21 protein-coding genes and 1 tRNA gene are annotated in these 18,733 nt (G+C 59.8%); 9 read left to right on the top strand and 13 right to left on the bottom strand.

Going from position 1 to position 18,733, the window contains the following annotated elements:
- Nucleotides 1-201: 201 nt before the first annotated feature.
- From FHT85_RS16755 to FHT85_RS16745, 3 genes are all read right to left on the bottom strand, one after another.
- Nucleotides 202-278 (bottom strand) — tRNA-Arg (locus tag FHT85_RS16755).
- Nucleotides 279-403: 125 nt separating this feature from the next.
- Nucleotides 404-1,924: a sensor histidine kinase gene (locus FHT85_RS16750; protein WP_112336637.1), complete on the bottom strand. Its 1,521-nt coding sequence runs from the start codon at nt 1,922-1,924 to the stop codon at nt 404-406.
- Between the two features lie 159 nt (nt 1,925-2,083).
- Nucleotides 2,084-4,090 (bottom strand): methyl-accepting chemotaxis protein, encoded by a 2,007-nt coding sequence (locus FHT85_RS16745; protein ID WP_112336638.1) that lies wholly within the window; start codon nt 4,088-4,090, stop codon nt 2,084-2,086.
- Between the two features lie 415 nt (nt 4,091-4,505).
- On the opposite strand from FHT85_RS16745, the gene rpmH reads away from it, so the two are divergent.
- From rpmH to yidC, 3 genes are read left to right on the top strand one after another with little or no spacing between them, the layout of a single operon-like run.
- Nucleotides 4,506-4,640: a 50S ribosomal protein L34 gene (gene rpmH, locus FHT85_RS16740; protein WP_041677194.1), complete on the top strand. Its 135-nt coding sequence runs from the start codon at nt 4,506-4,508 to the stop codon at nt 4,638-4,640.
- Between the two features lie 25 nt (nt 4,641-4,665).
- Nucleotides 4,666-5,067, top strand: coding sequence for a ribonuclease P protein component (gene rnpA, locus FHT85_RS16735; protein ID WP_015338668.1), 402 nt, complete (start codon nt 4,666-4,668; stop codon nt 5,065-5,067).
- The gene (gene yidC, locus FHT85_RS16730) at nt 5,067-6,869 is read left to right on the top strand and encodes a membrane protein insertase YidC (protein ID WP_112336639.1); all 1,803 of its coding nucleotides are present in this window, start codon (nt 5,067-5,069) and stop codon (nt 6,867-6,869) included. Before rnpA ends, yidC begins: the two co-directional genes overlap by 1 nt.
- An 89-nt stretch (nt 6,870-6,958) precedes the next feature.
- Here the strand turns inward: yidC and arsK are convergent, their stop codons facing one another.
- From arsK to FHT85_RS16710, 4 genes are read right to left on the bottom strand one after another with little or no spacing between them, the layout of a single operon-like run.
- Complete coding sequence (gene arsK / locus FHT85_RS16725; RefSeq protein ID WP_162700905.1) at nt 6,959-8,170, bottom strand: arsenite efflux MFS transporter ArsK; 1,212 nt, start codon at nt 8,168-8,170, stop codon at nt 6,959-6,961.
- Entirely contained in the window at nt 8,127-8,555 is a 429-nt protein-coding gene (gene arsC, locus FHT85_RS16720; protein WP_112336640.1) for an arsenate reductase (glutaredoxin), read from the bottom strand. The genes arsK and arsC overlap by 44 nt, the downstream gene beginning before the upstream one ends.
- Entirely contained in the window at nt 8,552-9,253 is a 702-nt protein-coding gene (locus FHT85_RS16715) for an aquaporin (protein WP_112336641.1), read from the bottom strand. The genes arsC and FHT85_RS16715 overlap by 4 nt, the downstream gene beginning before the upstream one ends.
- 25 nt (nt 9,254-9,278) lie before the next feature.
- The gene (locus FHT85_RS16710) at nt 9,279-9,632 is read right to left on the bottom strand and encodes an ArsR/SmtB family transcription factor (protein WP_112336642.1); all 354 of its coding nucleotides are present in this window, start codon (nt 9,630-9,632) and stop codon (nt 9,279-9,281) included.
- A 42-nt stretch (nt 9,633-9,674) separates the two neighbouring features.
- Between FHT85_RS16710 and FHT85_RS16705 the strand changes: the two genes are divergently transcribed.
- Both FHT85_RS16705 and yihA read left to right on the top strand, forming a co-directional pair.
- Complete coding sequence (locus FHT85_RS16705; RefSeq protein WP_112336643.1) at nt 9,675-10,184, top strand: DUF6428 family protein; 510 nt, start codon at nt 9,675-9,677, stop codon at nt 10,182-10,184.
- Between the two features lie 122 nt (nt 10,185-10,306).
- Nucleotides 10,307-10,966 (top strand): ribosome biogenesis GTP-binding protein YihA/YsxC, encoded by a 660-nt coding sequence (gene yihA, locus FHT85_RS16700; RefSeq protein WP_112336644.1) that lies wholly within the window; start codon nt 10,307-10,309, stop codon nt 10,964-10,966.
- 73 nt (nt 10,967-11,039) lie between these two features.
- On the opposite strand, the gene FHT85_RS16695 is transcribed toward yihA, so the two are convergent.
- From FHT85_RS16695 to FHT85_RS16680, 4 genes are all read right to left on the bottom strand, one after another.
- Complete coding sequence (locus tag FHT85_RS16695) at nt 11,040-11,597, bottom strand: fasciclin domain-containing protein (RefSeq protein WP_112336645.1); 558 nt, start codon at nt 11,595-11,597, stop codon at nt 11,040-11,042.
- 109 nt (nt 11,598-11,706) lie between these two features.
- Nucleotides 11,707-12,420, bottom strand: a complete 714-nt coding sequence (locus FHT85_RS16690) for an anti-sigma factor domain-containing protein (protein WP_112336646.1) — start codon at nt 12,418-12,420, stop codon at nt 11,707-11,709.
- Nucleotides 12,417-12,956: a sigma-70 family RNA polymerase sigma factor gene (locus FHT85_RS16685; protein WP_112336647.1), complete on the bottom strand. Its 540-nt coding sequence runs from the start codon at nt 12,954-12,956 to the stop codon at nt 12,417-12,419. The genes FHT85_RS16690 and FHT85_RS16685 overlap by 4 nt, the downstream gene beginning before the upstream one ends.
- Nucleotides 12,929-13,162 carry a hypothetical protein gene (locus FHT85_RS16680; protein ID WP_162700906.1) on the bottom strand — a complete coding sequence of 78 codons (234 nt, stop codon included), beginning with the start codon at nt 13,160-13,162 and terminating at the stop codon, nt 12,929-12,931. Before FHT85_RS16680 ends, FHT85_RS16685 begins: the two co-directional genes overlap by 28 nt.
- 78 nt (nt 13,163-13,240) lie before the next feature.
- On the opposite strand from FHT85_RS16680, the gene argB reads away from it, so the two are divergent.
- Nucleotides 13,241-14,128, top strand: a complete 888-nt coding sequence (gene argB / locus FHT85_RS16675; RefSeq protein ID WP_095433831.1) for an acetylglutamate kinase — start codon at nt 13,241-13,243, stop codon at nt 14,126-14,128.
- 66 nt (nt 14,129-14,194) lie between these two features.
- Here the strand turns inward: argB and FHT85_RS16670 are convergent, their stop codons facing one another.
- Nucleotides 14,195-14,965, bottom strand: a complete 771-nt coding sequence (locus tag FHT85_RS16670; protein WP_112398451.1) for an isocitrate lyase/phosphoenolpyruvate mutase family protein — start codon at nt 14,963-14,965, stop codon at nt 14,195-14,197.
- Nucleotides 14,966-15,182: 217 nt separating this feature from the next.
- On the opposite strand from FHT85_RS16670, the gene FHT85_RS16665 reads away from it, so the two are divergent.
- Together FHT85_RS16665 and FHT85_RS16660 are read left to right on the top strand one after the other, a co-directional pair.
- Nucleotides 15,183-15,887 carry a pyrimidine 5'-nucleotidase gene (locus FHT85_RS16665; RefSeq protein ID WP_112336649.1) on the top strand — a complete coding sequence of 235 codons (705 nt, stop codon included), beginning with the start codon at nt 15,183-15,185 and terminating at the stop codon, nt 15,885-15,887.
- A 113-nt stretch (nt 15,888-16,000) separates the two neighbouring features.
- Nucleotides 16,001-16,681 (top strand): calcium-binding protein, encoded by a 681-nt coding sequence (locus FHT85_RS16660; RefSeq protein ID WP_112336650.1) that lies wholly within the window; start codon nt 16,001-16,003, stop codon nt 16,679-16,681.
- Nucleotides 16,682-16,752: 71 nt separating this feature from the next.
- Here FHT85_RS16660 and FHT85_RS16655 read toward each other — a convergent pair whose 3' ends face one another.
- Complete coding sequence (locus tag FHT85_RS16655) at nt 16,753-17,640, bottom strand: LOG family protein (protein WP_112336651.1); 888 nt, start codon at nt 17,638-17,640, stop codon at nt 16,753-16,755.
- 216 nt (nt 17,641-17,856) lie between these two features.
- Between FHT85_RS16655 and dapD the strand changes: the two genes are divergently transcribed.
- Nucleotides 17,857-18,714: a 2,3,4,5-tetrahydropyridine-2,6-dicarboxylate N-succinyltransferase gene (dapD, locus tag FHT85_RS16650; RefSeq protein ID WP_112336652.1), complete on the top strand. Its 858-nt coding sequence runs from the start codon at nt 17,857-17,859 to the stop codon at nt 18,712-18,714.
- Nucleotides 18,715-18,733 lie beyond the last annotated feature (19 nt).

Genomic DNA, 18,733 nt, shown 5'->3' with positions numbered 1-18,733 from the left:
CGGGGCGCGTAAAGAAGGCGCATGGTCGCGCCTTTCAGATGGACATCCAAACTTTATTGATCATTGGCGCGAACGGCCCGCCACATCACGCAAATGCCGTTCGGTCGATGGCGTAAGCTCTCGATAGACGGCTGACTACACGCTGCTCGAGCTAAGCCGGTCCGCTCAACGAGCCTTCAACCTACACATAACAGAGAAAAATGGCGCACCCGAAGAGATTCGAACTCCTGACCCCCAGATTCGTAGTCTGGTGCTCTATCCAGCTGAGCTACGGGTGCGTGGCCGAAACGGAAGAAACCGTTGGCGTGGGCGGTTCTCTAAAGCCTCCCTTGAGGGAATGCAAGTGGATTTCTGAAAAAGATCGCAATTTTCGTGCATAGCGACGTCAAATAACTGAAAACAATCAGTTTTCTTGCAGGCTTCTGCTGCGGTAATCATCGAGGGATACCGGGCGGTCGGGAATTTCGATGCGGAACTGCGTGCCGGCCGCCGGTTTTTCGACGAGCGCAATCGTGCCGCCATGGGCAAGGACGAGTTCACGGGCGATCGCGAGGCCAAGGCCGGTGCCACCCGAGCGCGCCGAACCGCGAAAGGCCGTAAACAGGTTCTCCCTCGCCTTTTGCGGCATGCCCGGCCCGGTATCGTCGACGGTGATGCTGACGACGCTGCCAATCCGATGCGCCGAAACCGTGATTCGCCTCACGCTATCGGGTTCCGCCTCGCCGAAAGCGATCAGCGCCTGATAGGCATTGCGGCAGAGATTATGAATGACGCGGAAGAGCTGCTCGCTGTCGGCATCGACCTCCAGATCCGGGCTGAGCTGCACGATGAACTCGATGCCGCTGTCCGGATCGATCGCCAGGATATCACGCACCTCTTCAATGAGTTCGAATATGCGAATCTTGCGCCGGCGTGGGGCCGACTCGGAGGTCTGGCCAAAGGAGAGAACCTCGGTCGTGTAGCCGACGGCGCGATCGATGGTGCGCAACAGCTTCGGAGCAAAGCGCTTGACCATAGGGTCGTCGACATCGACCAGACGGTCCGACATAAGCTGCGCGGCCGAGAGGATATTGCGCATGTCGTGATTGATCTTCGACACGGCCAATCCGAGCGCAGCGAGGTTCTTCTGCTGCTTCAGGGTCTTCTGCAGTTGCGACTGCATGGAGGCGAGATGGCGGCCGGCCACGGCAAGCTCGTCGCCTCCCCTGTCGGGAACAAGGATGCGGCCCGGATCCTCCGGATCATCGGAATAGGCCTGCATGCTGTCCGTCAGGCGGCGGATGGGGCGGATCATCATGCGGTTGATCGCAAAGAAGATCAGCGTTGCGGTGAACAGCGAGATTAGGATGGAGACGAAGAAGACGCTGGTCGAGTAGGCAAGCATCGCATTGCGCAGCCGGGTATCCTTCAGCACCACCTCGATGCCCGTATTGGCATCGCCGCCAACCGGACCGAACACGCGGATGATGCGATTGCCGCCGAAGAGCAGCGTATCGAGCGCATCCTTGATGGCGGTGAGCTGGGACACGTCGCTGAGATCATACTTCTCATCGACGGCGGCCGGCATCTCGGCTGTAGCCAGCAGGCGCGACGTGCCGTCCTTGCGCAGAACGATGGCCCGCGTGCCCGTCGCCATCAGCGTCTCCTTTTGCAGAGCACGCGGCAGTTCAGCCGGCTGCAGACCGTCGATGACGATGGCAGCGGCAGCGGCGGTGTTCAGCCGATCCTGCAGCCACCGCAGCCGCATATTGGCGACCGACGGCACGAAAATCAGCACTTCCGCCATCGAAATGAAAACGACGGTGAGGATGAGGAGCTTGCCGGAGAGGCCGCCGAAAATACCTGTGGGACGACAAAGCTGGGACAGGCGGCCTTTCTCGACCTTGCCGTCCTTTACGGCATCCTTGTCCTGCCCACTGTCCATTTCTCTTGTCCCGCTTCGCTTAAAAAGCGATCTGATGCGACCTGATCGAACTAGATAATAGGCGATTGTGGAGCTTTTTCCAATCGGCTCGGGATTTTGACAGAAGGCGAAAGCTGGCAGCGACGCTCGGGCGCCGCAGCCGGCCTCATATCTGACGGATCAGAACTCTTCCCAGCCTGGCGCCGCTGCGGCAGGAGCAAGCGCCCCGCCGCCAAAGGCGGTCGCGACCCTGTCGATCATGCGTCGGGCCGGCGATGCGGCCGGGCGATGCGTCTCGGCGCGTGCTGTAACGGGAGCGGAAACATTGGCTGCGTCCACCTTGAAGCGCGAGACGAGCTGGACAAGGCCATCCGCTTCGGCCGCCAGCCGATGGGTCGCGGCCGAAGTCTCCTCGACCATGGCGGCATTGCGCTGAGTGACCTCATCCATCTGATTGACGGCCTTGTTCACCTCCGACAGGCCCGTTGCCTGTTCGCGTGCCGCTGTCGCTATCGAGTGAATGTGATCGTTGATCTTCAGCACGCGGGCCTCAATGGAGGACAGCGCCTCACCGGTTGCCTGCACGAGCTTGACGCCGACCTGCACCTCGTTACCGGACTTGCCGATCAGCGCCTTGATATCCTTCGCCGCGGTGGCGGAGCGCTGGGCGAGCTCACGCACTTCCTGGGCAACGACGGCAAAGCCCTTGCCCGCATCGCCGGCGCGTGCGGCCTCTACGCCGGCATTGAGCGCCAGTAGATTGGTCTGGAAGGCGATGTCGTCGATCACACCGATGATCTGGCTGATCTCGCCCGATGCCTGCTCGATGCGTCCCATGGCGTCGATCGCGTTGCGAACCACCGTGCCGGAGCGAGCCGCGTCGTCCTTGGCTTCGCTCACCATGACGCTCGCCTCACGCGCCCGTTCCGTCGAATTCTGAACGACGGAGGTGATCTCGTCGAGCGCTGCCGAGGTCTCTTCCAGAGCGGCCGCCTGCTGTTCGGTGCGCTTGGAAAGGTCATCGCTGGCGTGACGGAGCTCGTTGGTATTGGAATTGATCGAACCGGTGGTGCCGCGCACTTCGCTCATGGTGCTTTTGAGCGTCTCGAATGTCGCGTTGACGTTCTGCTGCAGTTCGGCGAAGGCGCCCTGGAAATTGCCCTTCATTGCCTGGGTCAAGTCTCCCTCGGCCAAGCTCGCGATGACGCGGCGGACTTCGCCGATACCCGTGTCGACGCTCACAAGCAGCTCGTTCACATTGCCGGCGAAACGATTGAGGTTGACGTCGCCATAGTCCTTCTCGATGCGGTGGCTGAAATCGCCGGCCGCGGCGGCAGAGACTGCAAGAGACATGCTCGACTGAAGCTCGTCGCTTTTTGCGCGCAAGGCCGCCTCCTCGGCATTCATGCGGCGCACGGCCTTGCCGTTTTCCTTGAAGACGTCGACGGCCGCCGCCATCTCGCCGATTTCGTCCTTCCGGCCGGCAAATGGCACCTCGATATCGAAATGGCCGTTGGCGACATTCTTTATCGCATCGGTCACCTTGCGGATCGGACGGCTCAGATGGACGGTTCCGATATAGGCGCCAAGGCCGACGCCCGCCGCAATACCGGCAGTCATGATTCCGAGGACGACCCACAGGACGCTGCTATGAAAGGCTGCGATCTCGGTCTCTGCCTTTGCAAGCTCGGCCTTGTCGGTCTGGACGATCGCATCGATCTCAGCCTGAAAAGCCTTGCGGTTGGCGCGGTTCGCTTCATTGTTGCCCTGCTTGCCGGCGGCATCCGGGCCATCGGTCACGCCGAGCCTGGCCGTCTCCGTGCGAAAGGCGCGAAACTCCTGGGCACGGGCCTGCAGCTTGGTGAATTCCGGCTGCTGCATCTCCGGCACCAGGGGCGCCCAGCTTGCAAGCACCTTGTCGATCTCGTCGAGATCGACCATCAGCCCATCGGCAAAGGGTTTGGAATCCTTCGCGGCAGTAGCGGCATAAATGCCGCGCGCTTCCATCACCACCGCGGTCACGTAACGATTCAGGCGCTCGCCCATGTAAGCGCGGCTCGCCGTCTGCTCGTAGCTCTGTAATTTCTGGTCATATTGATGCAACGCATAGAGCGCAGTGACGCCGATCATAAGCGCCGCCCCGGCCATGACAGATACAAGCAGATTGATTTTGCCGCGAATTTTCACAATACCCCTCCGGCGCAGATCCCATCCCCCATAAATCGATGGGTTTTACCGCACAAAGCTAGATATCGGCTAAAATCATTAATGTTATATTGAGTTATCTTTAATCCAAGCGCTCGACATTCTTCACTATACTATCCGTATATTTTAGAATTTATGCAATTTATATTCAAGGTTGCGCACACTCCTCGGGAGCAGCAGCCAGACGGCAATCAGCCGCCGCCGATCGCGCGAAATTGCCTGTCTTAAAGGAATCTGCACCCATATAATTGACTTCCGGAGGCTTGATCCGTATAAGCCCGCGCACGTCCGGTCATGGAGCCTGCATTTGCGGGCCAAGTCCGTTCGCCATAATCAACAACGCTCCTTGCTGTAAAGCAAAGCTCAAGAAGGGCCGCACTCCGCGGTGTTTAAATAAATGAAGCGTACCTACCAACCATCCAAGCTTGTCCGCAAGCGTCGCCACGGCTTCCGTGCGCGCATGGCCACCAAGGGCGGCCGTGCGGTTCTTTCCGCTCGCCGTAACCGCGGCCGCAAGCGTCTTTCGGCCTAAGGGCCGGAGTGCCCGATAATCCAGGATGGCGGGCAAATTGACGAATGAACGACCAAAAAAGACTGTCGGGCGGCTGAAAAGCCGGCCGCAGTTTCTTGCAGTCCGCGAAGGCGAGAAGCGCAGAGGCAGCTTCTTCCTCATCGAAATGCTGGACCGCAAGACCGCCGACGCCGAACCCCGCGTCGGTTTTACCGTTACCAAAAAACATGGCAACGCGGTGGAGCGCAACCGCATGCGGCGCAGGCTGAAAGAAGCCGTGCGGCTTCACGCCGGATTTGCAATGCAGCCCGGACACGACTATGTGGTTGTCGCGCGACGCGAGGTGCTGACCGCGCCTTTCGAAAAACTGGCGAGCGAACTCGTAAGCCGCATCGAAACCAGGCCGAAACACCGGCGGTCGGAAAAGGACCGCTCCAGGAAAGTATGATGGAAAACAACCGCAATTACTTCATTGCAATTGCACTGTCTGTGCTGATTGTTCTCGGCTGGCAGTTTTTCTATATGAACCCACGCCTCGAAGCGCAGCGTCAGGCCGAGCAGGCCGCCAAGCAGCACCAGCAGGCGCAGCAAGCCCAGACGACGCAGTCGCCCGCAACGGGTGCCGCCGTGAACGGTTCGCTTCCCGCAGGTGGTCAGACGGCGCCGACGGTTCTCACCCTCGAGCAGTCCGTCGCCAAGACCGCTTCGTCGCGCGTCACCATCGACACGCCCGCGCTTGCCGGCTCCATCAATCTGGAAGGCGCCCGCTTCGACGACCTCCAGCTCAAGGCCTACCACGAGACCGTCAGCAAGAGCAGCCCGATCATCACGCTCTTCAGCCCGGCCGACACCAAGGACGGCTATTTCACAGAACTCGGCTATGTCGGCAGCGACGCGACCGGCGCAGTCCCCGGCCCCTCGACCATGTGGAAGCTTACCAGCGGCGACAAGCTAACCGACAAGACGCCGGTGACGCTCTCCTACACCAATGACAAGGGCATCACCTTCAACCGCACGATCTCCGTCGACGATCGCTATATGTTCACGATCACAGACAAGATCGCCAACGCCAGCCAGGCTCCAGTTTCTCTGTCGAGCTACGGCCGCGTCACGCGCTACAACAAGCCTGAGACGCCTTCCGCCTACGTCCTGCATGAAGGTTTCATCGGCGTCATCGGCGATGACGGCTTGATCGAGACCAAATATGCGTCGACCGAAAAGGAAGCCACGACGCCCGCCAAGGCAACCGGCGGCTGGCTCGGTATGACGGATAAGTACTGGGCTGCGACCATCGTGCCGCCGCAGTCGACGGCCTATGACGCCCGCTTCTCGCACTTTACCGATGGCACTCCGCGCTATCAGGCCGATTACAAGCAGGATGCGGTTACCATCGCTCCCGGCCAGTCGCAGGATCTGAAGAATCTGGTCTTCGCCGGCGCCAAGGAAGTCCCGGTCATCGACCGCTATGAGACCAGCTACTCGATCCCGCGCTTCGACCGCCTGATCGACTGGGGCTGGTTCTATTTCATCACCAAGCCGATGTTCAAGCTGATGGATTTCTTCTTCCGCTACTTCGGCAATTTCGGCGTCGCCATCCTCTGCACCACCATCGTCGTCAAGGCGCTCTTCTTCCCCCTCGCCAGCCGGCAATATGCCTCCATGGCGAACATGAAGCGTGTTCAGCCGAAGATGGAAGAGCTGAAGGCCAAGTTCGGCGACGACCGCATGGCCCTGCAGCAGGCGACCATGCAGCTCTACAAGGAAGAGAAGATCAATCCGATCGCGGGCTGCTGGCCGGTGCTTCTGCAGATCCCGATCTTCTTCTCGCTCTATAAGGTGATCTACATCACCATCGAGATGCGCCATGCGCCGTTCTTCGGCTGGATCCAGGATCTTTCGGCACCGGATCCGACGTCGATCGTCAACCTCTTCGGTCTGCTGCCCTTTGCGGCTCCGACCTTCCTGCATCTCGGCGTCTGGCCGCTGATCATGGGTGTCACCATGTTCTTCCAGATGCGCATGAACCCGACGCCGCCGGACCCGACCCAGGCGATGATCTTCAACTGGATGCCGCTGGTATTCATGTTCATGCTGGCGAGCTTCCCGGCCGGTCTCGTGATCTACTGGGCCTGGAACAATACCCTCTCGGTCATCCAGCAGTCGATCATCATGAAGCGCCATGGCGTGAAGGTGGAGCTCTTCGACAATCTGAAGGGCCTCTTCAAACGAAAACCGGCGCCATCGAAATGACGACAAAAGCCCTGCTTCGGCAGGGCTTTTTCTTTTGTGGCGACAGGTGCCATCGGCGAACTCCGGCACCGATGTGCCGCCAATAACGGTCATCGCAATGCTGCGATGGAAGATAGAGCAGCGATTGAAAGCCCACCCAGAACGGCCGCGATGGCGAGTGACGGCGTGATACCGATATTCTGCATCGCGAAGGCCAGGACGAACGGGGCGAGAGCTGAAAGGATCAGCCGTGCCGCCATCATCTTCCCCTGTAGCTTTCCGTAGCCATCGCTGCCGAAAAGATGCAGAGGCAGCGTGCCGGTGACGATGCTGAGGAGGCCGTTGCCCATGCCGAAGATCATCGCGAAGGCCATGGCGCCGGGTACGGAGGGGGCAGAAAGCAGAAGCACCAGCACTCCGCCCGGGATCAGCATCGAGGCGATCACGGCCAGATGGAGTGCGGGCAGGTTCTTGCCGAACACCATGTTGATGAGGCGGCTGCCGACCTGCGACGGGCCGAAGAATGTCCCCACGAGAGCGGCGGTCGCGCCGAGACCGAGACCAGACAACAGTGGCACCAGATGCACCAGAATGGCCGAACTGACGAGCGACATCAGCGAAAAACCCATAACCATGACCGCAAAGCCAAGGCGGCGGCGGGCAGGTGGCAACACCCCCTCGACGCGCGCGGCGACAGTCGACGCCTTCGCGCCCTGCGTGGATCCCTGACGCGACAACCATGCGTGGATTGGCAGGCAGATACAGAGGTTGAGGGCGGCGAAAACCAGATAGACGTTCTGCCAGGCGAGATGCGCATGGAGTGCCGTGGTTGTCGGCCAGAAGATTGTCGAGGCGAACCCGGCAATCAGCGTCAGATAGGTGATGCTGCGGGAAGCGACCTGTGGTCGGACTTGCACAAGCAGCGCAAAGGCCGCGCCATACTGGACCAGATTGGCGGAAACTTCGATCGCAATGAGTGCGACGACGTAGACCGCCTTGTTAGGCGCTAGGGCACAAGCGGCCAGAGCTGCGGCCGCCACGAAGGAGCCGATCGTCATCACCCGTGCGGCACCGATCCTGTCGAACAGCCCACCCAGCCACGGCGCGGTAAGGCCGCCTGCCAGAAGCGCGACCGACAGTGCGCCAAAGACCCATTCGCTCGACCATGCGAACTGCATGGCCATATCGGGCGCAAGTATGCTGAAACTGTAATAGAGGGTGCCGTAACCGATGATTTGTGTAACGCCGAGCGCAAACACGGCATGAAGCGGCACGCGTTCAGACAAGGCGCTTGCCGTCGGCGTCGAGAACCTGCTCGCCATCTTCCTTGGTGAACGGGCCTTTATGCGTATCGGGCAGGATATCCAGGACGACTTCCGAAGGACGAGCCAAACGCGTGCCCATGGGCGTGACAACGAACGGCCGGTTGATCAGGATCGGATCCTTCAGCATAGCATCTAGCAACTGGGCATCGGTCAGGTCTGGATTGTCGAGGCCGAGCTCGGCATACGGCGTGCCCTTTTCGCGGATTGCCTGCCTGATGGTCAAACCCGCATCGGCAATCATCTTGATGAGATCATCGCGGCTCGGCGGATTGCTCAGATATTCGATGACGGTCGGCTCGATGCCGGCATTGCGGATTATCGCCAGCGCGTTGCGCGAGGTGCCGCAGTCGTTATTGTGGTAAATCGTAACATCCATGGTCATGAGGCAGGTTCCGTTTCAGCGAGAGTGCGGGGAGCGCGGGCTTCCATCAGCAGCCAGCTCACGAGCAGCACCGCCAGCAATGCGCCGAGGATTTCCGCGATGATGAACCCAGGAAGATCGATCGGGCGGATGCCCGCAAAAGTATTCGTCAGCGAGCGGGCGATTGCGACAGCCGGATTGGCGAAAGAGGTGGAAGCGGTAAACCAGTATGCAGCCGTGATGTAGAGGCCGACCAGCCATGACACGGCGTCGGCGCGAAACCGCAGGCCGGAGAGGATGACGAAGACGAGGCCGAAGGTGGCCGTCACCTCGGCCAGCCATTGCGCGCCACCACTGCGGATGGTTGTCGAGGCCTGTAGCAACGGCAGTTCGAACATGGCATGCGCGAGGATCGTCCCCGCAATTCCGCCAAGGATCTGCGCGACGACATAGCCCAAAGCCGACATCGCGGTCAGCTCGCGGCGTATCGCAAAGACGAGCGATACCACCGGGTTAAAGTGAGCGCCGGATATCGGACCGAGGACGATGATCAACACGGCGAGGATCGCGCCCGTGGGCAGCGTATTGGCGAGCAGCGCAAGCGCCGCATCGCTCGTCAGCCTGTCCGCCATGATACCCGAACCGACGACTGTCGCGACCAGAAGGCCCGTGCCCAGAGCCTCCGAGACAAGGCGGCGCGAAAGCGGAAAAGATGTCATGGTTTCGGTCCCCGGCTCAGCATATTCATGGAACGTTTCTCACAGCCGGCGCACAGCAGGCGGCGACTTGCGCCGCCGGCGCGCAGACCTCCGGATGCCCCGCGCAGCAGTCTTCCATCAAGAAGCGGACAAGGCCTCCGAGCACATCGTAATTGGCGGTGTAGACGATGGAGCGGGATTCCCGCTGCTGGCCAATGAGGCCGGCTCGATCCAGTTCTTTCAGATGGAACGAAACATTCGAGGGCGATACTTCGAGCTTCTCTGCAATCATGCCCGCAGCCATCCCATCAGGACCGGCAACGACGAGCATGCGGACGATCTGCAGGCGGGTCTCTTGAGAGAGTGCGCCGAACGAAGCGAGGGCTTGACCTTCATCCATATTTCAATAATCCTTTAAGTGTTGAAATATGGAGTACATCAAATGAATGCGATCGACAAGACCCGGTCTTCGGATATCAACCTCGGCCTTTTGCTTGAGACTCTGGCCGTTGCCGGCGATCTGCCCCTTGTATTCCGCTATGACGGTCGGCCGGTGAGGCCGGGCTATCACGTCACAGAAGTTAAGGCCGGGCAGTTTTCGGCATTGGACTGCGGGGCCAACCCGGAAGCATGGGCTGAGATTTTCGTGCAGCTTTGGGATATCGATGAAGGCAACCGCACGCATATGCCGGCGGGTAAATTCGCCGCTATCATCCGCAAAGTTTCCGAGCACGTGCAGTTCGACGGCTCCGCGAGGCTGACCTTTGAGGTGAGCGACGGGGTGCAGCCGATGCAGCTCTACTGCGCATCAACTCCTGTTATCGGCGACGATGCCGTCTATATCGAGCTCATTGCCCGCGCAGCCAGCTGCAAACCACGTGACCGGTGGCTGGCAGAACAGACCCAAGCGGCAACCTGTGGATCAGCGAATGCTGCCAAGTGCTGTGGCTAGTCATTACCGGCTCCTTGGCCGACACCGAAGCTCGGCAGCACGAAGCCAAATGCCGATCCAAACTTGACTTTCGCGGACAAAAGCTTGAAGCCAATCCACGGAACCAAGTAAAGATCGAGAGAATGGCAGACCAGACGACAAAAGACGACAAGCCGCTTTTCGGGCGTCCGTGGATTTTCATTCGCGGCGTGCCGTCGATGAAATTTCTGCCGCCGGAAGGGCCGCCGGAAATCGCCTTTGCCGGCCGCTCCAACGTCGGCAAGTCGTCGCTGATCAATGCCCTGGTCGGGCATAAGGGACTGGCGCGCACGTCGAATACGCCGGGACGCACGCAGGAGCTCAACTATTTCGTTCCCGACGGCTTTTCCGGCGAGGCTGGCGATCTGCCGCCGATGGCTCTGGTTGACATGCCCGGCTATGGCTATGCCGAAGCACCGAAGGATCAGGTCGATGCCTGGACGAAGCTGGTCTTCGACTATCTGCGCGGGCGCACGACGCTGAAGCGCGTCTATGTGTTGATCGACAGCCGCCACGGTATCAAGAAGAACGATGCGGAGGTTCTGGACCTTCTCGACAAGGCCGCCGTTTCCTATCAGATCGTGCTGACCAAGACCGACAAGATCAAGGAGGCGGGCATACCGAAGCTGCTCGCCGATACCGCCGAAAAAATCCGCAAGCGCCCGGCCGCCTATCCCGGCATTCTTGCTACGTCTTCGGAAAAGGGCTTTGGCCTTCAGGAATTGCGCGAAGCCATTGGCCTGACGGTCGGCATCCAGGTTTGAAGACCGCATCGATACAATGAGGCCGCCGCCCCTGACCTCGTATCAGGAGACGACGGCCTGTTGCCGATGAGGATCACATCTTCGGCAACAACACCTTGTCGACGACATGGATTACGCCGTTCGACTGCTTGACGTCGGCGATTGCGATGTGAGCGGTGCCGCCCGCTTCATCGGTCAGCGTCAGCTTGTCGCCCTTGGCCATAGCCTTGATCGTGCAGCCGCCGACCGTCTTCAGATCGTATTCGCCGCCCTTGCTCATTGCCCATTTCTTGATGGCGGCAGCCATGTCATCACCGGCGACGACGTGGCAGGTCAGCACCTTGACCAGCTTCTCCTTGTTCTCCGGCTTCAGCAACGTCTCGACGGTGCCGGCCGGCAGCTGGTTGAACGCTTCATTCGTCGGTGCGAAGACGGTGAACGGGCCTTTGCCTTCAAGCGTATCAACGAGACCGGCCGCCTTCACGGCAGCGACCAGGGTCGTGTGGTCCTTAGAGTTCACGGCATTCTGGATGATGTTTTTGCTGGCATACATCGCAGCACCACCGACCATCGGGTCCTTGGCATAGGCAAGGCTGCTCGCAGCGGACAACATTGCGGCTGCGGCAGCAATGCGAAATACGGTCTTGATCATAACGTCTCCTCTTCCTCTCTATTGCCCCGATCGGGCGGGGTCGGAAGAAGATACGGAGCGGGCTTTCAAACAGTTTCAGCTTGGATCGCTTTTTGCGAGCAGAAATTCGTCAGGGCAAATGGATCGTGCCGGAAGCGACCACATCGCCCGTCGGCTTGCCGGTCGGCGAACCGCCAAAGGGCTCGACGCTGACGGCGATGATTGCGCCCTCCGTCAATTTACTGTGAAGCTCCGGCGGGAGGACGATTTCACCATCGCCGCCCTGCGGCAGAACGCCAAGCGCCTCGGCGGGATCGCTGCCACGAATCAGCCAGAGCTCCAGCGACTTTTCTTCCGGTTTGCCCGCAGCCACCGGCGTCACCTTCAAACGCCCATTGGCAACGTCATAATTGGCGAGGAGCGTGATCGGGCTATTCTGACCGGAAAGCGATGCCGTCAATTGCTTGCCCGATGTTCCGCGCAGGGCACCTTCATTGGTTATGGCAAAGACGAGAACGCCGGCCGCCAAGAACAGCGAACCGAAGGCCATCGAGCGCCAGACCAAAAGGGAGTTCCAGAGCTGGGCACCGAATGCCACGTCACCGAAAATCCGCTTCTCGATCTTCGGATAGACCGAAGAAGACGGCGTCACCGTTTCATATTCCTCATTGAATTCCGAGAGGTTCTGTTCCCAGCGGCTGACGATGGCGGCAAACTGGCGATCGCTGCGCATCCGGCGCTCGACCTTCTGCCGGTCCTCCAGGGAGAGCACGCCAAGCACATATTCTCCGGCCAGGACTTCATCGCGGGAGCGGCCTCCCTTGCTTTGATCGGGCGTACTCATCGGTCCATGCACTCTCTCAGTCTGATCAGGCTTCGACGCAGCCAGGTGCGCATCGTGTTCAATGGTACAGCGTGTTGGTCGGCGAGCTCCTGATAGCTCAAGCCCTCGACATAGGCGCTGCGGACAGCCCGCGCGCGATCAGCTTCCAACTCTTCCATGCACCTGTCAATCCGCCTTCCCTCCCCCTTCACGATTGCTTGCTCTTCGGGGCCGGGTTCCAGGTCGGCGAGATCGTAGGCGCTATCTATTTCATCGGCTACCGGCTTGCGGGCACGCACGAAATCGATGGCTCGATTGCGCGCTATTGCCGTCAGCCAAGGCATCGCGGGCCCTTCCGCAACAGCAAATTGTTCGGCTCGCTGCCAGACCTTGATATAGACCTCCTGCAAAACCTCTTCCGCATCTGTCTTGTTGCCGACGATACGCAGGCAAACACCGAGAAGTTTCGGGCTGGTACGCCTGTAGAGCGCGGCAAAGGCTTTCTGATCGCGCATGGCGACGCGGCCGATCAGCGCTTCCGTCTCCTCATTCGCCATCCAAATCCCCGGGGTACAACGCCTGCACCATCTTTAGAAGAAAACATCACTTCGGCAAATGCGTCTGCACCATCAATTTCGGCGACGCCGATGTGACATAGCGTCAACGAAAGCACAGCGCGATCTTTCAGATAGGCATTCGCGTTCAGGTAATTGATTTTATGTATGTCATCGCCGCAAAACCGCTGCGCACTTTCGCGCGACATGTTTTATTGCCGAGATCATTATTCCCTCTGTCAAAAACTTGAGATAAAAGGCCCGCGAACAATTTCGAAGGGTGCACCATGTCCGAAGCCCAAAGCGAACTCCAAGCCAACCTGCTCGCACAGGCGCTGCCCTATATGCAGCGTTACGAAAACAAGACCATCGTCGTGAAATACGGTGGCCATGCCATGGGCAATGTCGAGCTTGGCAAGGCCTTTGCGGCCGATATCGCGCTCCTGAAGCAGTCCGGCGTCAACCCGATCGTCGTCCATGGCGGCGGCCCGCAGATCGGCGCCATGCTGACGAAGATGGGCATTGAATCGAAATTCGAAGGCGGGTTGCGCGTCACCGACCAGAAGACGGTCGAGATCGTCGAAATGGTGCTGGCCGGCTCGATCAACAAGGAAATCGTCGCGCTGATCAACCAGACCGGCGAATGGGCGATCGGCCTTTGCGGCAAGGACGGCAACATGGTTTTTGCCGAAAAGGCACGCAAGACCATCAAAGACCCGGACTCCAACATCGAGCGCGTCCTCGATCTCGGCTTCGTCGGCGAAGTGGTCGAAGTCGACCGTACGCTGCTCGACCTGCTTGCCAAGTCCGAGATGATCCCGGTCATTGCCCCTGTTGCCCCCGGCCGCGACGGCGCGACCTACAACATCAATGCCGATACCTTTGCCGGCGCGATCGCCGGTGCGCTCAGTGCCACGCGCCTGCTTTTCCTGACGGATGTTCCCGGCGTGCTCGACAAGCAAGGCCAGCTCATCAAGGAATTGTCCGTCGCCCAGGCCCATGCCTTGATCGCCGACGGCACGATTTCAGGTGGCATGATCCCGAAGGTGGAGACCTGCATCGACGCCATCAAGGCCGGTGTTCAGGGCGTCGTCATCCTCAACGGCAAGACGGCCCATTCCGTGCTGCTCGAAATCTTCACCGAGCACGGTGCGGGAACGCTTATCGTTCCGTGATAGGGCGCACTCATCGAGAAAATTCAGGCGCTCCGCAAATGTGATTGCGGAGTGCCGACAGCCGTGTCAGGACGGCCGGTAGATGGCTTCGGCCTCGCTTTTCAGCATTCCCATGACCGACCGGTAAGGCGCTGGCCCATAGCTGATGCGGCTGACGCCGAGTTTTGCCATCGTCTCGTTATCAGGCGTCGCCGGGCGCACCATGATGTTGACCGGCAAGGGCGAGCGCTCGCAAAGAGCGCCGATCAGATCCGGCTCGACCAGGCCCGGCGCGAAGAAACCACTGGCACCGGCCTCGGCAAAAGCGTCGGCGCGCTGAAAGGCGTCGTCCAGCAGGAGCTGATGATGTGCCGTATCGCTTTCCTGCAGGAAAAGATCGGTGCGGGCGTTGATGAACAAGGGCATTTCCCGGCGATCGGCCATTTCGCGGATGGCGCGGATGCGTGCCGCCTGTACCTCGATCTGATGAACGCCTTGACCGCCGATCACCTGATCTTCGAAATTGATACCGATGGCGCCGTGATCCATGATCTTTTCGACATTGGCGGCGACCTCCTCGGGTTCGACGGCGTAACCGCCCTCGAAATCGACCGACAGCGGCAACGGGCTCGTCACCGAAATCAGCCTGGCGGTGACCGCCAGCAATGATAGCGGAATGGCCTGGCCATCGCCGAAGCCGTTGGCGGCGGCAACCGACCAGCTACCCGTCGCCAGCGCCTTCGCGCCAGCCTCCGTGACAGCCTTGGCAGAGCCAGCATCCCAAATATTGAAAAGGATCAGCGGCTCGCCCTTCTTGTGCAGCCGCGCAAATTCCTGCGCCTTTTCCACTTGACCCATCGCATCCCCTCCGAAAAGCCCAGTCGGGCGATTTCCCCTCCGCGACCATAAAGAGCGTCAGCTCTCCCTCACATGGCAAATAGCGTAAAACCCCGGAAATCAATAGTAAAATCATAGCCGGCATTGGATCGCACGGCAATCTCCCCCCATGACCGGGGATGCAGCAGCATGAATATTTTCCTTCCCCCGTGCCGACCGTGCGTGCCATAAGACGGGCATGAACCAGACAAAAACGCTATCCGAACCTTCAGATTTTGCCGGCATCCGCGATTGGGTGTTCGATCTCGACAACACGCTTTATCCGCATCATGTCGATCTCTTCGCGCAGATCGACAAGAACATGACCGCCTATGTCGCCGCTCTCTTGCAGATGGAGCGTGAAGACGCCCGCAAGCTGCAGAAGCAATATTATCTCGAGCACGGCACGACCCTGCAGGGATTGATGATCCATCACGGCATCGACCCCAACGATTTCCTGGAAAAGGCGCATGCGATCGACTATTCGGCGCTGACGCCGCAGCCGGAGCTGGCCGCTGCCATCAAGGCGTTGCCGGGACGCAAGTTCATCTTCACCAACGGCAGCGTCAAACACGCCCAGGCGACGGCCGGCGCACTCGGCATCCTCGACGGCTTCGACGACATTTTCGATATCGTCGCTGCCGACTACGTGCCGAAGCCTGCCGGCAGCACCTATGACAAGTTCATGAGCCTCCATCGCGTCGATACGAAGAAGGCGGTCATGTTCGAGGACCTACCGCGCAACCTCACCGTGCCCAAGGCGCTCGGCATGAAGACCGTGCTTCTCGTACCGCAAAATCTCGAGACGACGATCGTCGAATGGTGGGAACGAACGACTGGCGAAGACGATCACATCGATTACGTGACCGACGACCTCACCGCTTTCCTGAAGGCGCTGGTTTAACCATTCATTAGAACGGGGTTACGAAAGTTTCATGCGCCTTACAGAGGTTTAATTGGCCGTTTTTGACCGCCAACCGTATCGTTTGCCCATTCCTCGACACGAAAGGAAAAGCGATGAACGGGAAAAAACTTCTTCTGGCCGGACTTTCTGCAACCCTGCTTCTCAGCGGTGCCGCACAGGTGGCGCTCGCCGCTTCGCATGATAGCGACCGTGGGGGCAGACATCATCACGGCCGCTGGCACAAACCGCATATTTCGCCCGAAGTCCTTTACGTGCGCATGCTGAAGGAATTCGGCAATCCCGGTGACACGAAGCTCACCAAGGATGAGGTCAAGGCAGGCGTCGACAAGATCTTCGACCAGATCGACGTCAACCACGACGGCGAAATCACACCCGGCGAATATCGCGCCTACCGCCAGGAGCAGATGAAGCAGTGGCGGGCCGAACACGCCAAGGCGGATGGCGATCAGGCCCAAAATGGCCAGGCGCAAGGCGGCGACCAGGCACAAAGCAATCAGGCGCAGGGTAATCAGGCTCCAGACGACCAGGCGCCGGTCGACCAGGCTCAAAACGACAATGACAACGACAAGGGCGGCGAAGGCCATCGCCATCACAGACCGTATGGCCGCTTCATGCATGAAGCGATGATCTTCCGCTTTGCCGATACCGATCAAAGCGGCCAGATCAGCAAGAAGGAAGCCGAAGACGCCATGAGCAAGGTCTTCGACCGGCTGGACCGCAACCACGATGGCGTCGTCAACCTTGACGACATGCCGGGCCGACCGCTGCTCTAAGCCGATAGCGCCGGCAACAAACCCATGAACGAAAGCCCGCCCTCGCCTCTGCGACGGCGGGCTTTCCGTTTTCAGTGGCCGTTATCGTGGTGGCCGTTGTCGTGTTCGTAGAAATCGGCAACGATCTTCCAGGCTTCGTCGGCGGTATCGACGAAGCTGATGAGGTTCACATCGTCGGGCGCAATAGTGCCGAACTCGGCCAGCGCCTCGAAATTGATGATGTTGCGCCAGAATTTTTCGCCGAAGAGAATAAGCGGCAGGCGCTCCATGCGGCCGGTCTGAATGAGCGTCAGGCATTCGAACAGCTCGTCGAGCGTGCCGAAGCCGCCGGGGAACACCGCGATCGCCTTGGCGCGCACCATGAAGTGCATCTTGCGGATCGCGAAATAATGGAAGTTGAAGCTGAGTTCCGGCGTCACATAGGCGTTGGGCGCCTGCTCATGTGGTAGGACGATGTTGAGGCCGATCGAGGGAGCCCCTTCCTCGGCCGCGCCGCGATTGCCCGCTTCCATCACGCCGGGACCACCGCCGGTGACGACGACATATTCATGGAAGTCGAAGCCGGCGGAATAACGCGAGCAAAGGCGGGCGAACTTGCGTGCCTCTTCGTAGTAGACCGATGCGGCTTCCAGGTTGGCGCGCTGCACATCGTTGCGGGCAGCCCAGGCATTGGCGCCGGGGGCGGGAATGCGCGCGCCGCCGAACATGACCACGGTCGATTTTATGCCACGCTCGGCCAAAGACATTTCGGTCTTCAGCAACTCCAGCTGCAGGCGGATCGGCCGCAGCTCCTCGCGGCAAAGGAAATCCTCATCGGCATAGGCAAGACGGTAGGACGGCGACATCGACTGCGGCGTGCGCGGCACCGACTCGGCTCGCTGCTTGTCCGCCGAGCTCGTCTTCAACGGGTCCCAAACCCCGTCCTTGCGCCTCAGCCTGCCGTTCTTTCCCTTGCTCATCTATTCATGCCTTTCAAATCGATCATGACGGCCCGTTTTCCGTCCGAGAACGGAAATAGCCAAGCTCTTGCATATGCCCCTACAACGCCTTGAATCCAAGCTCAATCGGCGCGGAAAAGACATTCCATTTTCGGCATCCATGCTATAGGACCAATCGACCGCTTCCGGACCCTTATCCGGAAATCACGATAGGCCCTGACGTTGTAAGGAATTCCCATGAGCGCTAACGACCTCGCTTCCCTCGAAAAGTCCATCGAGGCTGCCTTCGACAATCGCGACAATGTGAACACGTCGACGCGCGGCGAAGTCCGCGACGCCGTCGAGACGGCGCTCAATCTCCTCGATAGCGGCAAGGTTCGCGTGGCCGAACGTGGTGCCGACGGCAACTGGACCGTCAACCAGTGGCTCAAGAAAGCGGTTCTGCTCTCCTTCCGTCTCAACGACATGAAGATCGTCGAAGGCGGCTCCGGCGGCGCCACCTGGTGGGACAAGGTTCCCTCGAAGTTCGAAGGCTGGGGTGAAAACCGCTTCCGCGAAGCTGGCTTCCGCGCCGTGCCGAACGCCGTCGTGCGTCATTCCGCCTATATCGCCCCCAACGCCATCCTGATGCCGTCCTTCGTCAATCTCGGCGCCTATGTCGGCGAAGGCACCATGGTCGACACCTGGGCGACAGTCGGCTCGTGCGCCCAGATCGGCAAGCATGTGCATCTTTCCGGCGGCGTCGGCATCGGCGGCGTGCTGGAGCCGATGCAGGCCGGCCCGACCATCATCGAAGACAATTGCTTCATCGGCGCCCGTTCCGAAGTCGTCGAAGGCTGCATCGTCCGCGAAGGTTCCGTACTCGGCATGGGCGTCTTTATCGGCAAGTCGACCAAGATCGTCGACCGCGCCACCGGCGAGATCACCTATGGCGAAGTTCCGCCTTACTCGGTCGTCGTCGCCGGCGCGCTGCCGAGCGGTAACACCATGGCGAACGGCCAGCCGGCTCCCAGCCTCTATTGCGCAGTCATCGTCAAGCGCGTCGACGAAAAGACCCGTTCGAAGACCGGTATCAACGAGCTGCTGCGCGACTGATCTGCAAGATTTTGGAAGC

Origin of the sequence: Rhizobium sp. BK312 (assembly GCF_014193605.1) — a bacterium.
Classification (GTDB): domain Bacteria; phylum Pseudomonadota; class Alphaproteobacteria; order Rhizobiales; family Rhizobiaceae; genus Rhizobium.
The sequence above is the reverse complement of the archived record's forward strand: the minus strand, read 5'-3'. Positions and strand labels throughout refer to the sequence as shown.

Excerpts from the sequence above, each read along its gene's own strand:
- FHT85_RS16750 (WP_112336637.1), bottom strand. The coding sequence starts at position 1,924 with ATGGACAGTGGGCAGGACAAGGATGCCGTAAAGGACGGCAAGGTCGAG.
- rpmH (WP_041677194.1), top strand. The coding sequence starts at position 4,506 with ATGAAGCGTACCTACCAACCATCCAAGCTTGTCCGCAAGCGTCGCCAC.
- rnpA (WP_015338668.1), top strand. The coding sequence starts at position 4,666 with ATGGCGGGCAAATTGACGAATGAACGACCAAAAAAGACTGTCGGGCGG.
- yidC (WP_112336639.1), top strand. The coding sequence starts at position 5,067 with ATGGAAAACAACCGCAATTACTTCATTGCAATTGCACTGTCTGTGCTG.
- arsK (WP_162700905.1), bottom strand. The coding sequence starts at position 8,170 with ATGGCGAGCAGGTTCTCGACGCCGACGGCAAGCGCCTTGTCTGAACGC.
- arsC (WP_112336640.1), bottom strand. The coding sequence starts at position 8,555 with ATGACCATGGATGTTACGATTTACCACAATAACGACTGCGGCACCTCG.
- FHT85_RS16715 (WP_112336641.1), bottom strand. The coding sequence starts at position 9,253 with ATGACATCTTTTCCGCTTTCGCGCCGCCTTGTCTCGGAGGCTCTGGGC.
- FHT85_RS16710 (WP_112336642.1), bottom strand. The coding sequence starts at position 9,632 with ATGGATGAAGGTCAAGCCCTCGCTTCGTTCGGCGCACTCTCTCAAGAG.
- FHT85_RS16705 (WP_112336643.1), top strand. The coding sequence starts at position 9,675 with ATGAATGCGATCGACAAGACCCGGTCTTCGGATATCAACCTCGGCCTT.
- yihA (WP_112336644.1), top strand. The coding sequence starts at position 10,307 with ATGGCAGACCAGACGACAAAAGACGACAAGCCGCTTTTCGGGCGTCCG.
- FHT85_RS16695 (WP_112336645.1), bottom strand. The coding sequence starts at position 11,597 with ATGATCAAGACCGTATTTCGCATTGCTGCCGCAGCCGCAATGTTGTCC.
- FHT85_RS16690 (WP_112336646.1), bottom strand. The coding sequence starts at position 12,420 with ATGAGTACGCCCGATCAAAGCAAGGGAGGCCGCTCCCGCGATGAAGTC.
- FHT85_RS16685 (WP_112336647.1), bottom strand. The coding sequence starts at position 12,956 with ATGGCGAATGAGGAGACGGAAGCGCTGATCGGCCGCGTCGCCATGCGC.
- FHT85_RS16680 (WP_162700906.1), bottom strand. The coding sequence starts at position 13,162 with ATGTCGCGCGAAAGTGCGCAGCGGTTTTGCGGCGATGACATACATAAA.
- argB (WP_095433831.1), top strand. The coding sequence starts at position 13,241 with ATGTCCGAAGCCCAAAGCGAACTCCAAGCCAACCTGCTCGCACAGGCG.
- FHT85_RS16670 (WP_112398451.1), bottom strand. The coding sequence starts at position 14,965 with ATGGGTCAAGTGGAAAAGGCGCAGGAATTTGCGCGGCTGCACAAGAAG.
- FHT85_RS16665 (WP_112336649.1), top strand. The coding sequence starts at position 15,183 with ATGAACCAGACAAAAACGCTATCCGAACCTTCAGATTTTGCCGGCATC.
- FHT85_RS16660 (WP_112336650.1), top strand. The coding sequence starts at position 16,001 with ATGAACGGGAAAAAACTTCTTCTGGCCGGACTTTCTGCAACCCTGCTT.
- FHT85_RS16655 (WP_112336651.1), bottom strand. The coding sequence starts at position 17,640 with ATGAGCAAGGGAAAGAACGGCAGGCTGAGGCGCAAGGACGGGGTTTGG.
- dapD (WP_112336652.1), top strand. The coding sequence starts at position 17,857 with ATGAGCGCTAACGACCTCGCTTCCCTCGAAAAGTCCATCGAGGCTGCC.